This is a genomic window from Clostridium muellerianum, assembly GCF_012926525.1.
In the GTDB taxonomy this organism is placed as follows: Bacteria; Bacillota; Clostridia; order Clostridiales; family Clostridiaceae; genus Clostridium_AM; species Clostridium_AM muellerianum.
The window spans coordinates 73,837-92,685 of record NZ_JABBNI010000019.1; the positions used below are offsets into that span (position 1 = coordinate 73,837).

14 protein-coding genes, 21 tRNA genes and 1 pseudogene are annotated in these 18,849 nt (G+C 31.0%); 1 reads left to right on the forward strand and 35 read right to left on the reverse strand.

From position 1 onward, the window contains the following. Positions 1 to 120 precede the first annotated feature (120 nt). From HBE96_RS11085 to HBE96_RS11230, 30 genes are all read right to left on the reverse strand, one after another. A complete protein-coding gene (locus HBE96_RS11085; protein WP_169297834.1) occupies positions 121 to 879 on the reverse strand; it encodes an acyl-CoA dehydratase activase in 759 nt (252 codons plus the stop codon). A gap of 71 nt (positions 880 to 950) precedes the next feature. After that, positions 951 to 1,154 (reverse strand): putative Se/S carrier protein, encoded by a 204-nt coding sequence (locus HBE96_RS11090; protein ID WP_243186906.1) that lies wholly within the window; start codon positions 1,152 to 1,154, stop codon positions 951 to 953. Between the two features lie 64 nt (positions 1,155 to 1,218). Further along, positions 1,219 to 2,478, reverse strand: a complete 1,260-nt coding sequence (locus tag HBE96_RS11095; protein ID WP_169297836.1) for a double-cubane-cluster-containing anaerobic reductase — start codon at positions 2,476 to 2,478, stop codon at positions 1,219 to 1,221. Positions 2,479 to 2,594: 116 nt separating this feature from the next. Continuing rightward, positions 2,595 to 3,743 (reverse strand): double-cubane-cluster-containing anaerobic reductase, encoded by a 1,149-nt coding sequence (locus tag HBE96_RS11100; RefSeq protein ID WP_169297837.1) that lies wholly within the window; start codon positions 3,741 to 3,743, stop codon positions 2,595 to 2,597. Positions 3,744 to 4,049: 306 nt separating this feature from the next. Continuing rightward, positions 4,050 to 5,264: a threonine ammonia-lyase gene (gene ilvA / locus HBE96_RS11105; RefSeq protein WP_169297838.1), complete on the reverse strand. Its 1,215-nt coding sequence runs from the start codon at positions 5,262 to 5,264 to the stop codon at positions 4,050 to 4,052. 607 nt (positions 5,265 to 5,871) lie between these two features. Continuing rightward, positions 5,872 to 5,948 (reverse strand) — tRNA-Arg (locus HBE96_RS11110). Between the two features lie 84 nt (positions 5,949 to 6,032). Then, positions 6,033 to 6,106, reverse strand: a tRNA-Gly gene (locus tag HBE96_RS11115). Positions 6,107 to 6,110: 4 nt separating this feature from the next. Beyond that, a tRNA-Gly gene (locus HBE96_RS11120) sits at positions 6,111 to 6,185 on the reverse strand. Positions 6,186 to 6,200: 15 nt separating this feature from the next. Further along, a tRNA-Leu gene (locus tag HBE96_RS11125) sits at positions 6,201 to 6,284 on the reverse strand. A gap of 82 nt (positions 6,285 to 6,366) precedes the next feature. Beyond that, positions 6,367 to 6,442: transfer RNA gene (locus HBE96_RS11130), tRNA-Lys, on the reverse strand. Positions 6,443 to 6,451: 9 nt separating this feature from the next. Further along, positions 6,452 to 6,527, reverse strand: a tRNA-His gene (locus HBE96_RS11135). Between the two features lie 13 nt (positions 6,528 to 6,540). Beyond that, positions 6,541 to 6,616: transfer RNA gene (locus HBE96_RS11140), tRNA-Lys, on the reverse strand. 5 nt (positions 6,617 to 6,621) lie between these two features. Further along, positions 6,622 to 6,698: transfer RNA gene (locus HBE96_RS11145), tRNA-Arg, on the reverse strand. A 7-nt stretch (positions 6,699 to 6,705) separates the two neighbouring features. Then, positions 6,706 to 6,779 (reverse strand) — tRNA-Gly (locus HBE96_RS11150). A 19-nt stretch (positions 6,780 to 6,798) separates the two neighbouring features. Next, positions 6,799 to 6,874 (reverse strand) — tRNA-Pro (locus HBE96_RS11155). A gap of 12 nt (positions 6,875 to 6,886) precedes the next feature. After that, positions 6,887 to 6,962, reverse strand: a tRNA-Lys gene (locus HBE96_RS11160). 5 nt (positions 6,963 to 6,967) lie between these two features. Continuing rightward, positions 6,968 to 7,044 (reverse strand) — tRNA-Arg (locus HBE96_RS11165). 6 nt (positions 7,045 to 7,050) lie between these two features. Beyond that, a tRNA-Gly gene (locus tag HBE96_RS11170) sits at positions 7,051 to 7,124 on the reverse strand. Positions 7,125 to 7,128: 4 nt separating this feature from the next. Next, positions 7,129 to 7,203, reverse strand: a tRNA-Gly gene (locus tag HBE96_RS11175). Positions 7,204 to 7,216: 13 nt separating this feature from the next. Then, positions 7,217 to 7,300, reverse strand: a tRNA-Leu gene (locus HBE96_RS11180). A 101-nt stretch (positions 7,301 to 7,401) separates the two neighbouring features. Beyond that, positions 7,402 to 7,477: transfer RNA gene (locus tag HBE96_RS11185), tRNA-Lys, on the reverse strand. A 3-nt stretch (positions 7,478 to 7,480) separates the two neighbouring features. Then, a tRNA-Gln gene (locus HBE96_RS11190) sits at positions 7,481 to 7,555 on the reverse strand. Between the two features lie 16 nt (positions 7,556 to 7,571). Further along, positions 7,572 to 7,647: transfer RNA gene (locus tag HBE96_RS11195), tRNA-His, on the reverse strand. A gap of 7 nt (positions 7,648 to 7,654) precedes the next feature. Then, positions 7,655 to 7,731: transfer RNA gene (locus HBE96_RS11200), tRNA-Arg, on the reverse strand. Between the two features lie 6 nt (positions 7,732 to 7,737). After that, a tRNA-Gly gene (locus tag HBE96_RS11205) sits at positions 7,738 to 7,811 on the reverse strand. A gap of 44 nt (positions 7,812 to 7,855) precedes the next feature. After that, positions 7,856 to 7,931 (reverse strand) — tRNA-Pro (locus HBE96_RS11210). A 122-nt stretch (positions 7,932 to 8,053) separates the two neighbouring features. Next, positions 8,054 to 8,524 carry a YfcE family phosphodiesterase gene (locus HBE96_RS11215; RefSeq protein ID WP_169297839.1) on the reverse strand — a complete coding sequence of 157 codons (471 nt, stop codon included), beginning with the start codon at positions 8,522 to 8,524 and terminating at the stop codon, positions 8,054 to 8,056. A 3-nt stretch (positions 8,525 to 8,527) separates the two neighbouring features. Next, a complete protein-coding gene (locus HBE96_RS11220) occupies positions 8,528 to 9,133 on the reverse strand; it encodes an XTP/dITP diphosphatase (protein ID WP_169297840.1) in 606 nt (201 codons plus the stop codon). Further along, positions 9,130 to 9,879 carry a ribonuclease PH gene (gene rph / locus HBE96_RS11225; protein ID WP_169297841.1) on the reverse strand — a complete coding sequence of 250 codons (750 nt, stop codon included), beginning with the start codon at positions 9,877 to 9,879 and terminating at the stop codon, positions 9,130 to 9,132. The genes HBE96_RS11220 and rph overlap by 4 nt, the downstream gene beginning before the upstream one ends. 47 nt (positions 9,880 to 9,926) lie before the next feature. After that, positions 9,927 to 10,916 carry an AIR synthase family protein gene (locus HBE96_RS11230; protein WP_169297842.1) on the reverse strand — a complete coding sequence of 330 codons (990 nt, stop codon included), beginning with the start codon at positions 10,914 to 10,916 and terminating at the stop codon, positions 9,927 to 9,929. A 95-nt stretch (positions 10,917 to 11,011) separates the two neighbouring features. On the opposite strand from HBE96_RS11230, the gene HBE96_RS11235 reads away from it, so the two are divergent. Beyond that, on the forward strand, positions 11,012 to 12,394 hold the full coding sequence (locus HBE96_RS11235; protein ID WP_169297843.1) for a hypothetical protein: 1,383 nt from the start codon (positions 11,012 to 11,014) through the stop codon (positions 12,392 to 12,394). A 46-nt stretch (positions 12,395 to 12,440) separates the two neighbouring features. Here HBE96_RS11235 and HBE96_RS11240 read toward each other — a convergent pair whose 3' ends face one another. The 5 genes and pseudogenes from HBE96_RS11240 to HBE96_RS11260 form a co-directional block, all read right to left on the reverse strand. Then, a complete protein-coding gene (locus HBE96_RS11240) occupies positions 12,441 to 14,042 on the reverse strand; it encodes a peptide ABC transporter substrate-binding protein (RefSeq protein ID WP_169297844.1) in 1,602 nt (533 codons plus the stop codon). A 101-nt stretch (positions 14,043 to 14,143) separates the two neighbouring features. Further along, a complete protein-coding gene (locus HBE96_RS11245) occupies positions 14,144 to 14,587 on the reverse strand; it encodes a hypothetical protein (protein WP_169297845.1) in 444 nt (147 codons plus the stop codon). A 168-nt stretch (positions 14,588 to 14,755) separates the two neighbouring features. Further along, a complete protein-coding gene (locus HBE96_RS11250; protein WP_169297846.1) occupies positions 14,756 to 15,025 on the reverse strand; it encodes a hypothetical protein in 270 nt (89 codons plus the stop codon). Between the two features lie 110 nt (positions 15,026 to 15,135). Further along, entirely contained in the window at positions 15,136 to 17,142 is a 2,007-nt protein-coding gene (gene ligA / locus HBE96_RS11255; protein ID WP_169297847.1) for an NAD-dependent DNA ligase LigA, read from the reverse strand. 17 nt (positions 17,143 to 17,159) lie between these two features. Beyond that, positions 17,160 to 18,728 (reverse strand): annotated as a pseudogene (locus HBE96_RS11260) (ATP-dependent helicase); the annotation flags it as partial. Positions 18,729 to 18,849 lie beyond the last annotated feature (121 nt).

An 18,849-nucleotide genomic window follows, 5' to 3' on the forward strand; every position in this document is an offset into this window, starting at 1 on the left:
TTTAATTTTTTATCTTGTTCATTGTATCATAAACTAAATATGCAGTCAACATCTTTTCATCTTATTTTTTCATACACCTTAACACTAATTAGAATACTATCATTTATATATGCTAAGTTCTTAATTAAGATCTTTTGCTGCTAATGCTGCTCCTATAGCTCCTGCATATCTACCTAATTCACTAGATCTAACTTTTAATTGAAGTTTTTCAGATAATTTTTCTATTATATATTTATTTTCACTTAATCCACCTGTTAAAAAATAATTAAAGCTATCTGAGTGTTTTTGACATAATGATTTTACCTTACTCGTAATAGAATCTACCACTCCTGAGGCAATATCCTCTCTCCTTTTTCCACTTCCAATTAAACTTATAACCTCTGATTCTGCAAAAACTGTACACATAGAACTTATTGTTACCCCGTCTCCTTCCTGTGACATTTTACACATTTCTGTTATATTAAGTCCTAAAGTATTTGCCATAAGTTCCAAAAATCTACCTGTACCTGCTGCACACTTATCATTCATTGTAAAATTAGTTACTTTTCCATTCTGTACAGTTATTATCTTAGTATCCTGTCCTCCTATATCTATAACAGTACAATCTTCACCTAAAATGTAGTATGCTCCTTTACCATGACATGTTATTTCTGTAACAGTTTTATCCGCATAAGGTACAGAAACTCTACCATAACCTGTAGCAACAATTCTACAATTCTCTTTGTTTAAATTTAATTCTTTTAATCTTACTTTTATATCTTCCGCAATTTTTACACTGCTCCATCCAGTAGGCAAAACAAAAGTTTCTTTAATTTCATCATCATTAAAAATACAAACTTTTGAAGCTGTTGATCCTATATCTATTCCAATGTAAAACATTAAAAACCTCCATTTAAATAAAATGGAGAATAGAAAACTCACTTTCCCATTCCCCATTTAAAATTTTCTATTTACAAGTATGGATTTGTTACCTTTCTATCCACAGAGTGAATACCTAAAGTTTTCACATTGTGTATAACTATTAGATCTTTTATTTCATTTTCATCTTCTTTATTATACATTATTGAAATACCACAGCAGCTTGAAAGCTGTCTGGGTGTTGGTACTATTGTATACTTTATTTTTTGTTCTTTCAATATTTTTTCTAATTTCATACCTTCAGTATGTGAAGGAAATAGTATATAGTATCTTATTTGCTGCATCTTACTTACCTTCCTTTTAAATCATTTCAAGGAAAGCCTCTACTCTTGTTTTTATTTGTCCAGCATCTTCTGTTGAATAATCAGTTTCTATATGCATAACAGGTATATTTTTTTCTTTTAATGCTTTATCCACTGACTTATGCTCTACTGCATAAGTATGACAGAAAGATAAGTTAAAATCTATTACGCCGTCTACATCATATTCTTTTGAATACTTTATTATATCATCTATTCTACCTGTATTAGGAGTAAAACAGGCACAATTTATATTCAAATATCTATCAGCTAAATTTTTAATCAAATCATCTATAGTATTTCCTTCTTCTGATACTTCATTTTCAAAATATCTTGTACCTGTACAAGTTTCTTCCACTACTACTTGAGCATTTAATCCCTCAATTATAGAATGAAGTTTCCAATTTGGCAATGCCATAGGACTTCCTGTTATCATTAATCTCTTTTTCCCTTGATCCTTCAAATTTTTAACTCTTTCATCTAATTCATCACAAAGCTCATTTAACTTTTCAACAAATCTATGAGGATCATCATAGAAAGCAATTTGAGATATTAAAAGGCAGTCCAGCCCACTAATTGGCGATGGCTTATACTTTCTTAAATCGTACAATCTCTTTAATGCTCTTCTTTTAGCATTGGCTGTTCTTATAGCCTCTTTAAGACTGTCCACTGTAACCTTATTTCCTGTAAGCTCTTCCATTTTTACAATAACATCTTTTATTTCACTGCCCCACATTGCATAATCCTTAGTTCTTTTCATTTGTGGTAGATCCATAACATGAACTGGAACGTAATCATTTAATACTTCCCAAGCTTTTTTCTTACCATCACAAGTAGTTTCTCCAATTACCATATCACAAGATTGGAAGTAAGGGCATGTACCACCAACTTTAGCTCCCATAAATGCTTTTATAAGGGGACACATATTTCTTGGCAAAACTTTTTCTCCATCCTCAATCCAAAATTGTGAACCTGCACAAAGACCAACTCCAATAGCATTAGCTGCAAGTATTACTTCATCTGGTACAAACACGCAAAAAGTACCTACTACTCTTCCACCTTTTTTTCTATGTTCATCTAATTCTTGTATTCTAAGTCCATGTACTTCAGCAACAACAAAATTAAAATAATTCATACCTTCTGGTCTATCTTCTTGATTTAAATATGTATCACCATAAAGTTCTGGTAGCACAGCACATAACTTATCATGTTTTTCCAAATCCACGCCTAAATCAGTCCATAATTGTCTATAATCTCCCATTATAACTACCTCCAAGTATACTTTTTATAACTACATATTAACACAATTCGCATTGAAAACGTTATTTTAATATTTAATAGCATATAATTCATTTATAAGTTATTCTTCTACAAAAACTAAATCATTTCTACAAAAGCACCAATTCTAGTTTTAAGTTGTCCTATATCAGTTTGAGAATAATCAGTTTCTATGCTTAAATATGGTATATTCTTCTCTTTTGTCACAAATTCTTTTATTCTATAAGTTTCTACATTATAAGTATGACATGCTTGAAGTATTACATCTACAACTCCATCAACCTTATATTCATCTATTAGCTGTGATAATAACTCTATTCTATTATCATTTGGTGTCATACAAGAACAAGCTATATTTAAATATTTACTTGTAAGCGCATCTATAGGATCTATGGTTTCATCTACTAAAAATCCTATATCTTTAACACCGCCACAATTTTCGAAACAAACAACTACCCCTCCATTTTGTTCTATGGTATTAATTATTTTATCAGTAGATTCTCCTAAAGGACATCCTGTTACTAATATTCTTTTTGCCGAACTTAATACTTTGTTTTCTCCTTTTTTATAAGCTTCTTTAATATTTTTTGTCATATTCCTTATGGTTTTTATTTCTTCCTCTTTATCATAACTAAAAGCAGCTCCTCTAAGGACCTTTAATATATCCATACCTAGAATAGGTGGTGGCATCATCTTACCTAATTCATAAAATTCTTTTAAAGTTTCTCTCTCTATATTTTTTAGTTTAATTGCATCCTTTAAATTTTCTTCTGTTATCTCTACATTAAATTCTTTTTCCACTTTTTCTTTTAGCTTAATAATTTCATTTTTCCATAGTTTATAAGAATCTTCACCTTTTGTAGTCTGCGGCAACTGCATTACATGTACACTTTTTATTTTTCCAAGCATTTCATACATTTTTTTCTTTCCATCACAGGTAGTTTCTCCTACTATTAAATCCGAAAAATATGTATAAGGGCATTTATTTGTTATAGCAAAACCATAACTGGATTTTATAAGAGGACATAAATTCCTTGGTAAATGCTTTTCTGCATCCTGTATTGGTTCTTCACTAGTTCCACATATTCCAATAGGTATTGCTCCTGCTGCAGCAATTACTTCTTTTGGAGTAAAAGCACAAAATACACCTACCACCTTTTTACCTTCATCCTTTAAGTTTTTTATGGTTACAAAACCTTTTCTTCTTTTTTCTCCAAATTCATTTATTTGTTCTGGTAATTCATTCATTTTAATATCCTCCGATTTATATATTAAAGTTTTTTAACATAAGCTTATGTATTAATAAATATGAACATACAACCTTTAGACATTCTTAATTCTATGATAGCATATATGCACTAATGCTACTTATTAAATTTATTTATACATACTCTCATATATATAGTAAATTTATATACTTGTTTTTCTGCATTAAACCAAAATCATTGGCAAATATTAATTACTTTATCAAAAAATAAATATCAGCCCTATAGGCTGATATCTATTTAACAAATCTAATTTTATAAAATTTTTTAGAAGAAATTTATACACAATTTATTGATGTAACTTTACTGCATATCCATGGTCTTTTAAACTTTTTAATATGCCTTCACCATGTTCTGCAGATTGAACTGTAATTTCAAATGATACATCAGCAGATTCAAGTCCTTTTTCATTCCAGTTACTATTTTGTCTTACTGTAACAACATTTCCTCCCATTTTTCCTATTTCAGATATTAAAGCACCTAATGTTCCTGCTTTATCTTGAAGTTCTACTTCAAATCTTATTCTTCTCTTCTCTAAAACTAATTCTCTTTCTATTATTTTAGCTGTAGTTGCTATATCAACATTTCCACCACTAACTAGAGCAACAACATTTTTGCCTTCTATTCCCTTTACTTTATTAGCTAATAAAGCTGCTAAAGGTGCTGCTCCTGAACCTTCAACTACCAATTTATTTCTCTCTGCTATTTGGAACATAGCATGTGCTATTTCATCTTCGCTTATTGTAACTACTTCATCTACATATTTTTGAATGTACTTGAAGCATTCATCTCCTACTGTACTAACTGATATACCATCAGCTAAAGATTTTGCTCCTGGCACAGTAGTAACCTTTCCTTTTTCTAGTGCAGCTTTAGTAGATGGTACTATTTCTGGTTCAACACCTACTATTCTTATTGAAGGTTTTATTGCTTTAGCTGCTGTAGCCATACCAGATATTAATCCACCACCGCCAATTGGAACTACTATAACATCAACTTCAGGTAAATCTTCTAAAATTTCAAGGGATATAGTTCCCTGTCCTGCCATTACATCCACATCATTGAATGGTTCTAAAAATGTTGCTCCTGTTTCTTTTTGTACTTCTACAGCTTTATCATGACATTCATCATATACTTGACCTGCTTGAATAACTTCAGCACCATATCCTTTTGTCGCTGCTACTTTTGCTTGTGGTGCAGTTAATGGCATTACTATAGTAGATTTAACATTAAATGATGTTGCAGCATAAGCAACTCCTTGCGCATGATTTCCAGCTGAAGAAGCTATAACTCCCTTTTTCTTTTCTTCTTCTGTTAGGTTAACTAATTTATTATATGCTCCTCTTAATTTGAAAGCGCCAGTTTTTTGTTTATTTTCACATTTTAAATACACATTGCAACCACATTTCTTTGAGAAAGTGCTTGTATAGAACATAGGTGTTTTTCTTACAACTCCCTTGATATTTTCCTGAGCCTTTTTAATTCTTTCTAAATTTAATTCCATAACTTATTCCCCCTACTTGTATAAATATTTTATATAATTCATCCACATTGGATAATTTCTGTCACGTAACTCTAAATGCGAATTAAATATTGCATACATAGCTTTGAATAAAAATTATACTTGTGTAACTCTTAAAATTAAGATATTTTACAATTTGTCTTTCTGTCAAACGTTTACATTTGTACGTTGTGTGTAGATATATGTGTCTCAAACACAAATATGCAAAAATGTCTTTTTATTTTCTTAACTTTTAAATACATTCTAACATATTTATAAGCTTTCTACAATGAATTTTTATTAGAAACTACATTTTATTGCAATAAATTTTTATGAATTTTGATTTTTTTATTTCATAATTATAATAATACACTTCAAATTTCTTTATAATTAGATAAATACAATCATGCAGATCTCTGCTTATTTAAAACCTAAGTTATTATGCCCTTAATATTGAACAAATATAACAGAATTAAAAGAATCGGTTAAAATATAAATTTATATATGATAACAATTTTATATTTCTAATTATTAACAAATTCAAAAATATATTTTATAATAAAAAAATAAGCAGATTTCAAATATCGAAATCTGCTTATATCAATCACTATGGTGCGCCCAGCAGGATTTGAACCCGCGGCCTCTGGATTCGAAGTCCATCACTCTATCCAACTGAGCTATGGGCGCTCATTAGGATATCTGTGCGTTTTACTTACTTCCAGTTCTATAAATTAAACTTTAAAATCTACAAACATAAAAACGCATATATTTTGGAGCGGGTGAAGGGAATCGAACCCTCGTAACTAGCTTGGAAGGCTAGCACTCTACCATTGAGTTACACCCGCATATTGGAGCGGAAGACGAGATTCGAACTCGCGACGTTCACCTTGGCAAGGTGACGCTCTACCACTGAGCCACTCCCGCATCTTGAAATATATGTGGTGCAGGTGAAGGGAGTCGAACCCCCACGCCGTTGGCGCTAGATCCTAAGTCTAGTGCGTCTGCCAATTCCGCCACACCTGCATGTTATATATTTGGTTATATTTTATAGATAATAGACACCATTTTAAATAAATTATAAAATTCATTATCTTTTATCTACTTTTGGTGGCTTACCGGGGAATCGAACCCCGGACAACATGATTAAAAGTCATGTGCTCTACCAACTGAGCTAGTAAACCATATTAAAATGGGGTGGACGAAGGGACTCGAACCCTCGACAACCAGAACCACAATCTGGCGCTCTACCAACTGAACTACGTCCACCATGACATAAAAATGGTGCGCCATCAGGGATTCGAACCCTGGGCACCCTGATTAAGAGTCAGGTGCTCTACCAACTGAGCTAATGGCACATATGTGGTGCGTCTTAAGGGAGTCGAACCCCCGGCACACGGCTTAGAAGGCCGTTGCTCTATCCAGCTGAGCTAAAGACGCATATATATGGAGCGGGTGAAGGGAATCGAACCCTCGTAACTAGCTTGGAAGGCTAGCACTCTACCATTGAGTTACACCCGCAATATGTCTTTTTTTAAAGTGGTCGGGGTGACAGGGATTGAACCTGCGACCTCATGGTCCCAAACCACGCGCGCTCCCATCTGCGCCACACCCCGGTTTATAGTTTATGGTGCGCCATCAGGGATTCGAACCCTGGGCACCCTGATTAAGAGTCAGGTGCTCTACCAACTGAGCTAATGGCACGTATATGGTGCGTCTTAAGGGAGTCGAACCCCCGGCACACGGCTTAGAAGGCCGTTGCTCTATCCAGCTGAGCTAAAGACGCATATATTGGAGCGGGTGAAGGGAATCGAACCCTCGTAACTAGCTTGGAAGGCTAGCACTCTACCATTGAGTTACACCCGCATATTGGAGCGGAAGACGAGATTCGAACTCGCGACGTTCACCTTGGCAAGGTGACGCTCTACCACTGAGCCACTCCCGCATATTGTAATATATGGTGCAGGTGAAGGGAGTCGAACCCCCACGCCGTTGGCGCTAGATCCTAAGTCTAGTGCGTCTGCCAATTCCGCCACACCTGCATATATTTCAATTATATTTTGTAAACATTCCATAGATATATAGACGTTTTAAAGAAATTAGAAAAATTTATTTCTTAATACTTTATTGTCTTTTATCTATTTGGTGGCTTACCGGGGAATCGAACCCCGGACAACATGATTAAAAGTCATGTGCTCTACCAACTGAGCTAGTAAACCATATGGCTGGGATGGCAGGATTCGAACCTACGCATGTAGCAGTCAAAGTGCTATGCCTTACCGCTTGGCGACACCCCAATGTTTATAATATTAGTGGGGTGGACGAAGGGACTCGAACCCTCGACAACCAGAACCACAATCTGGCGCTCTACCAACTGAACTACGTCCACCGCAATTTGGTGCGTCTTAAGGGAGTCGAACCCCCGGCACACGGCTTAGAAGGCCGTTGCTCTATCCAGCTGAGCTAAAGACGCATGTACTGGAGCGGGTGAAGGGAATCGAACCCTCGTAACTAGCTTGGAAGGCTAGCACTCTACCATTGAGTTACACCCGCATATCTAATTATAAACACAATAGAAACCCTTTTGTCAAGTTTCGTGGTCGGGGTGACAGGGATTGAACCTGCGACCTCATGGTCCCAAACCACGCGCGCTCCCATCTGCGCCACACCCCGACATTCAAGTTTTATCTTGAATGTTTTTGGAAGTTCTTATCAACTCCCGACAACATAGATTATTCTACACGATATATTTAAATCCGTCAATAGTTATTTTAATTTTTTTTCATTTTTTTTATTTAAACCCCCTTTATACTGGGATTAATCTTACCATTTTTTATCTCTATTGTTGCCACACTATTGAATCCATCCCTTGGTACACCAGGACTTCCAGGGTTTACAAACCATATACCATCTTCATATGCAATTTTAGATACATGTGTATGTCCAAAAAGCACTATATCTGCTTCCATTTCCATTGCTTTATACCTTATTCTCGATAAATCATACTTTACATCATATCTATGACCATGAGTTATAAATACTTTTTTTCCACCAATAACTTGCATTTTTTCACCAGGCACGTCCACCGAAAAGTCACAGTTTCCTTTAACATTTATAATTTCACCCTTATAGTATTTTTTTATTTCTGTAACATCCTGCACATTATCTCCTAAATGTATTAATACATCAACATTTTCCAATTTTTTTATAGCATTTTCAATAACCCATACATATCTATGGGTATCACTTATTACACCTATTACCACTTTTTACTCATCCTCCATAAGATTTTTAATTTCATCCTCCAATTTCTTTAAAGCATTTGCCCTATGGCTTATAGAGTTCTTCAAATGAGAATCCATTTGCGCAAAAGTCATTTTATATTCTGGTAAATAAAATATTGGATCATATCCAAATCCACTTTTTCCTCTTTTTTCACAAACTATCATACCATTTATTTCTCCTTGAACTCTAATAGCTTTGCCTTTATCTGATATAAGAGCCATTGCACATACAAACTTAGCTTTTTTCTCTTCATCACTTTTTCCTTTTAATAGTGATAATAATTTTTCATTATTTTTCTTATCATTTCCATGCTCACCTGCAAATCTTGCAGAATAAACTCCTGGTGCTCCATCCAAACATTCAACCATTAATCCTGAATCATCAGCTAATACCATTGCATTCTGTATAAACTTATGTATTTCGCTAGCCTTTTTATAAGCATTTTCCATAAAAGTAGTGCCATCCTCTTCTACTTCTATATTTATTCCTGCTTCTTTAAGAGATAATACTTCTATAGAGTATTTTGACAGTATCTCCTTTATCTCCACTATCTTATGCTCATTGTTACTTGCAACTATTAATTTTTTCATTTTCTATCACCCGTTCCAATCCATAACGAATCCATCTTTAAACTTTCTTTTTGTATTTGAATTACATGATTTACTCCTTGTTCAGCTAATGAGAGTAATTCATTGAGATCTTGCTTTGAAAAAGGTTTTTCTTCTCCTGTACCTTGTATCTCTATAAATTCTCCAGAATCTGTCATTACCACATTCATATCTACATTAGCTTTTGAATCTTCTTCATAACATAGATCTAACATCTTTTCATTTCCTACAATTCCTACACTTATAGCACTTACAAAATCTCTAATAGGATATACATTAAATGGATGTTGTTTATGCAGCTTATTTACAGCATCTACTAAAGCTACAAAAGCTCCTGAAATTGAAGCTGTTCTTGTTCCCCCATCTGCTTGTATAACATCACAATCTATCCAAATTGTTTTTTCTCCTATTAATTTTAAATCTACTACAGATCTTAATGCTCTTCCTATTATTCTTTGGATTTCCATAGTTCTTCCATCGATTTTTCCTCTATTGATATCTCTAACTTTTCTAGCTTTAGTTGCTCTAGGTATCATATTGTACTCACAAGTAATCCAGCCTTCACCTTTGCCCTTCAAAAAAGGTGGTACTTTATCTTCTATTGAAGCCGTACAAATTACCTTCGTATCTCCTGATTCTATTAATACAGATCCTTCAGCATACTTAGTATAATTTCTCTGTATCTTTATATGCCTGATTTGGTCATTTTTTCTACCATCAATTCTCAAACTTACCCCTCCAATAACACCAGTATAAATTATAAAAAATATTGAATTTATACTATTCTTTCTTTTAGTACAAATAATTCATCACGTTGCGGTGGAAGTACTTCCTTCTCTATACCTTCTTCTACTAAAATACCATTTTCTTTAACAATCTTACCTATTATGGTTGCTTCAATATCATGACTTTTTAATATATCTAATAACTTATCTCCATTTTTAGTTGTTATAAGCATACTTCCAGAAGATATAAACCTTAAGGGATCTATTGAATATTCTTTACATATTTTTTTAGTTATATAACTTATAGGCATATTTTCTTTATACACTTTAAATCCTAACTTACTAGCCCTAGCAACTTCCCATAATGCACCTAAAACTCCACCTTCAGTTATATCATGCATTGAATTAACTCCAAATTCACCTGCTATAACTCCTTCTTTGACCACACTTAAACTATTTACATATCCTTTAGCTTCTATTATTTCTTCATCTGTTAAAATATTTTTAATTTTATCTTCATAATCATTTACAACTATACTTGTGCCTTCAAGACATAATGATTTAGTTACTATAACATCATCATTTTCTTGGGCTCCAGAAGTAGCTACAGCCCTATCTTTTATTCCTTTTCCTATGACACTACAGGATATTACCATTTTATTTACAGCTCTAGTTATTTCTGTATGGCCACCTAAAATTTCAACATTTAGTTTTTTAGTTTCTTCACCAATTTCCTGCATAACATTTTTAATATCTTCTAGTGAAGAACCTTCTGGTGCTAATATTGTTACTAACATTCCTAAAGGTTCTACTCCACAAGAAGCTATATCATTACAGTTTATATTTACTGCTAATTTCCCTGAATTTTTTTCCGCTCCAGTAATAGGATCTGTTGAAACCACACATTCATATTCTCCAAAGTTTATAACACTGCAGTCTTCTCCTATACCACTTCTAATTCTAACATCATCTCTAATTGATCCTCTAGAATTATCTATTATATATTTTAAATCATCCCAATCTAATTTTCCCACTTTCATTAAAATTTCTCCCTTTCCATAAAAATAAATAAGCACTATTTCACACTCTACTTCATATTATTTATATAAGGATTAATTTATGGTAGGTGTATGTTTTGAAATATATTGGCCCATTTTTAAGAATCAATAAATTAAAAAAAGAAAACATAGAACATCAGCTCTTTTTCTTAGCAAAAGAATCTTTAAATCAAATTGTACTATATTCTAAGTGTGGAGTATACACTCCTATTAAAGAACTTAAAATAAAAAACTTATCTAGTTCTGATATTAACACATTTGGAAATATTTCTCCACTTCTCTGCCTATATAAAAAGGCTAATCCTAAGCTCATAAATATTGATAATAATTTATGCTGGGATGATGAAGGCTTTAAAAAAGAAGTAAACATTGGTAGTAATGCGCTAATGACTCTTTCTATTCTTGAATTATGTAATTATTATAAGCGCTTTGAAGGTGTTAATACTAAAAAATTTAATTTAGCTAAGCTTTACATGGGAATTTGTAAAAATCAACTAGAATTTTACGCTTCCCATTTCAGAAACGAAGATGGTGTTTTTGTTGATAAAAAAGAAACTAAAAATTCTTCTAATGGTGAAGTAAACTTTGAGGAAAAAAACAAAAAGTTTAAATTTTCATCTCAAGCCTTACTTATGAACGCGTATTATATATATTCTTCTTTAAGTGATGATGAAGAAAAAACATTCTATGAAAATTTTGCACTAGATATTCTTAATATGCTTGTTGAATTTAAAGAAGATATATATTTGTTATCCCATGAAGAAATTTTAAAATTAACTCTATGTTTAAATATTTTTTATAGTTATTCAAAGAATAAAAAATGCAAGGTACTTTTATTAGATTTATGTGAATTGCTATCCGATAAAATTAACGATACTGCCGCTATTTCTGATGATAACAAGTTAGAATATGATTATTTGAAATATATAAACTACTTCCTTTTATATAAAAATATGAGCATTATTAAATTTAAAGAAGATGCCGAAAAAATATATAATAAACTTTTAAATCTTTATGATCCTGAAAAAGGTATTTTTATAAAACATACAGAAAAAAAGGATATAACATTTTCTTGCACTGAAATATCTCTATACTTACTAGTTTGCTTGATTCATGGTAACATGAGTAAAGAACAAGATGATACTAACCTGATTATATTAGATATATTCAAGCGCCAACTTGTAGATTCAGGTATTATATTAAGTTGGCCAGATGTTCCTAATTTAAATGATATAGAAAGATATAATAACTACACATTGAAATCAGAAGATTTAATAGATGAACAATTCTTCAGAACACCTTCTATACCTACACCTGAGAGCTGTGAACTTGCTCCTATATTTATAAAGCATGTTACTTATAGTAAAAGAAAGGAAACTTTTAAACCATCCAAGGTTTCTTTTGATAGTTATAAAAACATGTTTATATTCTTTCTTATCATATACATTCTGAAACCTTAAGTATAGGTTTTTATAAAAATCCCCTTCATAAATATAAAGGGGATTTTTATGGTTTTCTCATTGTCTCTAATGCGTGAAAATCTAGACTTCCTTTTTTACTTATATGAACACCTGTTATATTTGTCTTTTTGCAAACCAATGTACTATTAAAATATACTGGTACAACAGGCATATCTTGCATTAGCATATTTTCGCTTATTCTTGCCATAGTTATTTTTTTATCCTTATTATTCTCCATTTTTATTTTTGTTAGGCTATTATCAAATTCAACACTTTTATATCCATATATATTACTGTGAGATACTGACTGCCACTGTTCTAAAAATGATAACGGATAATTATATGCAGCTTCATACTGTATACTTGCTATATCATAATCATTCTTTTTTATTTCATCACTAAATTCTTCTTTACCATACCCTATACATTCTACTTTTATTTCTAGATTTTCTTTTAAATTTTTGGCTACACTTTCACATATTTTCTTATTTTCTACTGCATCCAAATAAATAATTTTTAATGAATCTTTATCTTTATTATATTTGCTATTTTTTATAAAATTTAACGCTTTGTCTTTTTGTATGCTGGCTGATAAAAACTCCTTGTTAATGTAATATCCATTAGCACTATCACTAACACCTGGTGGTATGAATGATACTCCTGGTTTTGCTAAATCATTTAATACATTTTTTACTATAGCATTTCTATCTATACACTCTGATACTGCCTTTCTAAAGTTTATATCATTTACTATGCCATCTTTCTTTAAATTAAAAACTAAAGCTCCTACAGAAAAATTTTGCTGTTCTAGTATATTCCTCTTATCTATAAGTTTTTTCACTTCGCTTACTGGTGGATTTGTGAATAAATCAATCTTGGAGTTTTGAAATGCTGCAAGTGATGTTTCACTTCCTTCGTTAAAAACTAAATGTAGTCTATCACTTTTAACAGAATCCTTATTCCAGTAATATTTATTTTTCCTCAAAATAACTTCTTTAGTATTTTTAAAATCGCCTATTACAAAATAACCAGAATACAATATACTTTTAAAATCTTTATTCCAATTCTTTAATTTGGTATCCATCTTCCTTATTCCATATATCGGCTCTGATAATATGTTTAAAAAATAACAGCATGGATAGTTTAATCTTATTTCCAAAGTTTTTGCGTCTAATGCCCTGATTGCCACATTATTAAAATCACATTTCCCATTTCTATAATTTTCAGCACCAAATACACAATACAGTTGTTCTGCATATACATTTTCACTGTCTTTGCTTAAGATTTCTTTAAAAAAGACCACAAAATCTTCTGCCGTGATAGATGTTCCATCACTCCATTTTGCACTATCTTTTATTTTAAATGTATAACAAGTTTCTTCTTTGTTTAAACTCCAACTTTGAGCTATTGCTGGTGTCACTTTTCCAGTTTCATCAATTCTAACGAGTCCTTCAAATAAATTGGTTAATAAATCTTGTTGCCTTAAATTATAATCATTAAGCATAATTAAATCTTTGGACATTTCCCCAACACTACATACTATGTAGTTTCTTACCTGCATACTTTTACTACTCTGTACATCCTTTTCAATGCATCCATTAAAAAATGTAAAACTTATAATTAATAAACAGAAAATGATTTTCTTCATAGAGTATCTCCCTTGTATAATAATATATTTAAATTATTAGCAGTTACATAAAAAATAAACAAAACTTTTTATATAAGTTTTGTTTATTTTTTATATTTTGTTTAAGGAAGATATTCCAAAAAACTTAATCTGTCAATATTCATTTGTTTTTTTATAAACTTTTCTACATCTATTTTTTTTACCTTATTATGAAAAAGATTGCATTCATCACTATATATTTTCTTTTCAAAAAAACCTGTAGCAATGTAAATACCCCTTTCTATTTTACAATGCTCCAACCAATTCAAAAATTCTTCATAATCTCTCATCATTATGCTATCTTTCTTATGATACTTTAACAAGAGTTTTTTTTCTCTTCCAATTAGCTTTATAATTAATTTATCTGAATTTTTTAAAATTATTTCATATTGTATATTATAATTCCAACAGCTTTTGGTGATATTATTCAGAACTTCATTTATACTCACTTTTTTTAATTTAGTTTTTGCTCTATATAATTCACTTTTTTCTCCGCTGAAACCCCATTTCTCTAGTAATCCCCTCACACCTTGCCTCCAAAAAATTATTAAATATTAATTTATTATATGATTCTATATTGATTTTTGACACAGATTAAAATTAACATCTAAATTTTATACAAAAATGGGGTTTTACTGAAATATAAAAAGGCAATCTTAAAAAGATTGCCAAAAATTATTAAGCTTTAATTTATTCTAGTAAACCTTCATAAATATAAAAAACATAGTTCCAATTGCAATTATTATGCAAGTTATCGGACATATAATATCTCTATGACTAGCTTTGAAGTCAAACATTTTTCCAGCCCAAGCAATCATAGTAAAAAATATACACCATTGCATAGTATTATAACTATTAAAATACTTTACATATGTAAATTGATATGTAGTAAGGAGTGTTAATATTAATGTAAGAATAGTTAAACAAACCCCTATCCATCCTAGCAAATTTATAGTTTTTTTCATTTCCTCTCCTCCACATATAGAGTACGTTTGTGTACAAGCTAAATCATTTTTATGATAACCTTTTTTCTGTATTTTGTAAATACCTATTTAACCACTTTTACAAAACTTTACTATTCTTTTAACATCTGCTGAAATTCTTCTTCATTTATAACTTTTATGCCAAGTTCCAACGCCTTATCATATTTTGAACCAGCCTCTTTTCCAGCTAAAACATAATCAGTTTTTTTGCTTACACTTCCTGAAACCTTAGCTCCAACTAATTGTAATTTTTCTTTTATAGTAGTTCTAGTGTAGTTTTCTAAACTTCCAGTTACAACTACAGTCTTATCACTAAATGGACTTTTAGATATTTCTTGTTCTTCAAAAGTTGGTTTTACTCCTAATTCTAAAAGTTCACCTATGCTCTTTATTATTTTCTCCTCACAGAAAAATTCTATTATACTTTTAGCAACAATTTCTCCTACATCCTGAATTGATATAAGTTCCTCCATAGTGCTTTTCTGTATATTCTCTAATGATTTAAAATTCTTAGCTAAGTCGGTAGCTGTTTTTTTACCTACATTAGGTATCCCCAATGCATATATAAAAGATGCCAAATTACAATCTTTACTCTTTTCTATAGCACTTACAAGGTTTTGTGCTTTTTTTTCAGCGAATTTATCTAAGTTCAATAAATCTTCCTTTTTTATTCTATATAAATCAGGTATAGATTTTATCTGAAGTTTTTCAAAAAGCTGTTCAGCAGTTTTTTCACTGAAACCTTCTATATTCATTGCTTCTCTACTTCCAAAATGCACTATACTTTTTACCATTTGAGGTTTGCAGGATAAAGTATTATCACAGAAATAATGAACACCATCTTGTACTAATTCACTATCACAATAAGGACATTTCTTTGGAGGTTCTATTTCTACACTACCTTCTAAAGTATCCTGATCAATTCCAATTATCTCTGGAATTACATCATTAGATCTTCGTACAAGCACGCTGCACCCAATTCTAACTTCTTTTCTTTTTATGTCATCCATATTATTAAGTGTTGCTCTTTTTACTGTAACTCCAGCTAATTCTACTGGATCTAGTATTGCTGTAGGAGTAACTCGGCCACTTCTTCCTACATTCCATTCCACATCTAAAAGCTTTGTAGCAGCTTCCTCTGCCTCAAACTTATAAGCTATAGCCCACTTAGGAAACTTTATTGTATATCCTAATACTTCTCTTGTCTTAATATCATTAATAGCAATTACTACTCCATCTATATCATAATTTAATTCATGTCTTATTTTTTCTACATACTGTAATTCACTTTCTATTTCTTCTATACTGCTACATACTTTAATATACTCATCTATAGGAAATCCCATTTCTTTTATAAAGTTCATCATTTCAAAATAACTTTTAAAAGCATTGCCTTCATTATAACCCACATCATAAAAAAAGGCGGAAAGTTTTCTTCTTGCTGTTTCCTTTATATTTAAATTTCTTAAAGCTCCTGCTGCTCCATTTCTTAAATTTTTAAGGGGCACATCTGAATTTTTATTATATTCTTCAAAAGCTTCTCTTGTCATTATAGCTTCTCCATGCACTTCTATAACATGTTTATTATTTATTTTTAAAGGTAATGACATTATTGTTCTTGCTTGAGCAGTTATATCTTCCCCTATTTCACCCGTTCCTCTTGTAGCAGCCTTTATAAGAATACCATCATTATCATAAGTACAGTTTATAGTAAGTCCATCAAATTTTTTAGTAAGTACATATTCAAGTTCAGGTAGCTTTTCATCATGAGTGGAATTATAATCATCCAAAATCTTTTTATTTCTCAAATGCCAATCTATAATTCCCTGAACTGTTTGTGACTTATCTAAGCTCCACAACTTACCCTTGTGTGTGTACTTTTGGAATTCTTTTAATATGTTATCTCCAACTCGCTGTGTAGGAGAATACGGCAAAACTATTTCCGTTTCTTTCTCTAGTTTTAACAATTCATCATATTTTAAATCATATTCTTTATCTGAAATGCTTGGATTATCAAAAAGATAATATTCCTGTGCATATTTATTTAATTCTTCAACCAGTTTCTCAATATATTCCTTTTTAGCAGCAATTGTACTCATATTTTTTGATGCCCCCCTTAAATAAATTCTAATGCAGCTATTCCATACATTAAATTTTTAATTCCCATTTTATCAAAGGCTATAGTAAGTTTTATCTGATCTCCACTTTTGGAAATTCCTACAATAGTTCCTATTCCAAATTTATTATGTTTAACCTTTACTCCCGATTTAACATCTTCAACTTTTAAAGAATTAGCATTCTCTTTATGTGTATTTAAATTAGTTTTGACAGCAGGTATATGTTTATTAACTGTACTGCTAACTGTATTATTAGCTCTATTACTATGCATATTAAAGCTTCTTGATTTAATAGAGCTTCTCATTATATCATTATCATTCTCTTTTAGATCCTTTGATATTTCACTTATAAAATCAGATTGAGAATAAGATACAGTCCTTCCAAAAACTCTTCTTGTTTCTGCAGAGGTCATATACAATTGCTCTTTTGCTCTAGTTATTCCAACATAACAAAGTCTTCTGGATTCCTCCATCTCATTTAAATCATTTAATGATTGACTTCCTGGAAATATTCCATTCTCCATCCCAACCATAAATACCACTGGAAACTCTAATCCTTTAGCACTGTGGACAGTCATCATAACTACAGTATCCGCATCTTCGCTAAAGTTATCTATATCCGAAACTAAAGTAACTTTTTCTAAAAACGCTGATAATGACTTGTCTTCTGAAGTACTCTCAAATTCTACTGCAGCTGACACTAATTCCTTTAAGTTTTCTATTCTGCTTAGTGCATCTACATTTTGTGAATTCTTTAATTCTTCTAAATACCCAGTTGTATCTAGTATTTCTTTTATAAGGCTTGAAACAGATATTTCATCTTTACTCCTTATAAAACTATTTATGAGACTTACAAATTTCTTTATAGATGACATACTTCTTGCAGATATACTTAATATTTGTTCTACATCAAGAAGTACACTATACATACATTCTTCCATGGAATTTGCAAATTCTTGAACTTTTTTTACTGTAGTTTCACCTATACTCCTTTTAGGAACATTTATTATTCTCCTTAAACTTACATCATCAAGAGGATTATTTATAAACTTTAAATAAGCTAGTATATCTTTTATTTCTTTTCTGTCATAAAATTTTAATCCTCCAATTATTCTATAAGGAATGTTATATTTCATAAAAATATCTTCAAAAGTACGAGATTGCGCATTTGTTCTATAAAGTATAGCAAAATCTTTATAATTGATATTTTTATCTTTACCAATTTTTTTTATTTGTGAGCACACATAATTTGCTTCTTCCATATCTGAATAAGCTCTATATATTTTTATTTTCTCTCCGCTTTCATTTTCTGTTCTAAGAATTTTTCTTTTCCTCTCCGCATTGTTTTTTATAACATCATTTGCAGCTTTTAGTATATTACCCTTAGATCTATAATTTTGCTCTAATTTTATAACTTTTGCATCAGGATAATCTTTTTCAAATCCTAATATGTTTTTTATATCTGCACCTCTCCATGCATATATACATTGATCATCATCACCAACTACACATATATTTCTATGTTTAGTTGCCAAAAGTCTTACTAATTCATACTGGGATTTATTGGATAGCAATAGGTAAACTTTTGATTTGTTAAATGTGATTTTATAATTTATTAACTATAAAATAAAAGATATGAGATATACTGAAGGAGATTCTAACATAATCTCCCCCAATATATACTGCAAA

Coding starts and splice junctions, on each gene's coding strand:
- HBE96_RS11085 (WP_169297834.1), bottom strand. CDS start 879: ATGTTTTACATTGGAATAGATATAGGATCAACAGCTTCAAAAGTTTGT.
- HBE96_RS11090 (WP_243186906.1), bottom strand. CDS start 1,154: ATGAAATTAGAAAAAATATTGAAAGAACAAAAAATAAAGTATACAATA.
- HBE96_RS11095 (WP_169297836.1), bottom strand. CDS start 2,478: ATGGGAGATTATAGACAATTATGGACTGATTTAGGCGTGGATTTGGAA.
- HBE96_RS11100 (WP_169297837.1), bottom strand. CDS start 3,743: ATGAATGAATTACCAGAACAAATAAATGAATTTGGAGAAAAAAGAAGA.
- ilvA (WP_169297838.1), bottom strand. CDS start 5,264: ATGGAATTAAATTTAGAAAGAATTAAAAAGGCTCAGGAAAATATCAAG.
- HBE96_RS11220 (WP_169297840.1), bottom strand. CDS start 9,133: ATGAAAAAATTAATAGTTGCAAGTAACAATGAGCATAAGATAGTGGAG.
- HBE96_RS11230 (WP_169297842.1), bottom strand. CDS start 10,916: ATGAAAGTGGGAAAATTAGATTGGGATGATTTAAAATATATAATAGAT.
- HBE96_RS11240 (WP_169297844.1), bottom strand. CDS start 14,042: ATGAAGAAAATCATTTTCTGTTTATTAATTATAAGTTTTACATTTTTT.
- HBE96_RS11250 (WP_169297846.1), bottom strand. CDS start 15,025: ATGAAAAAAACTATAAATTTGCTAGGATGGATAGGGGTTTGTTTAACT.
- ligA (WP_169297847.1), bottom strand. CDS start 17,142: ATGAGTACAATTGCTGCTAAAAAGGAATATATTGAGAAACTGGTTGAA.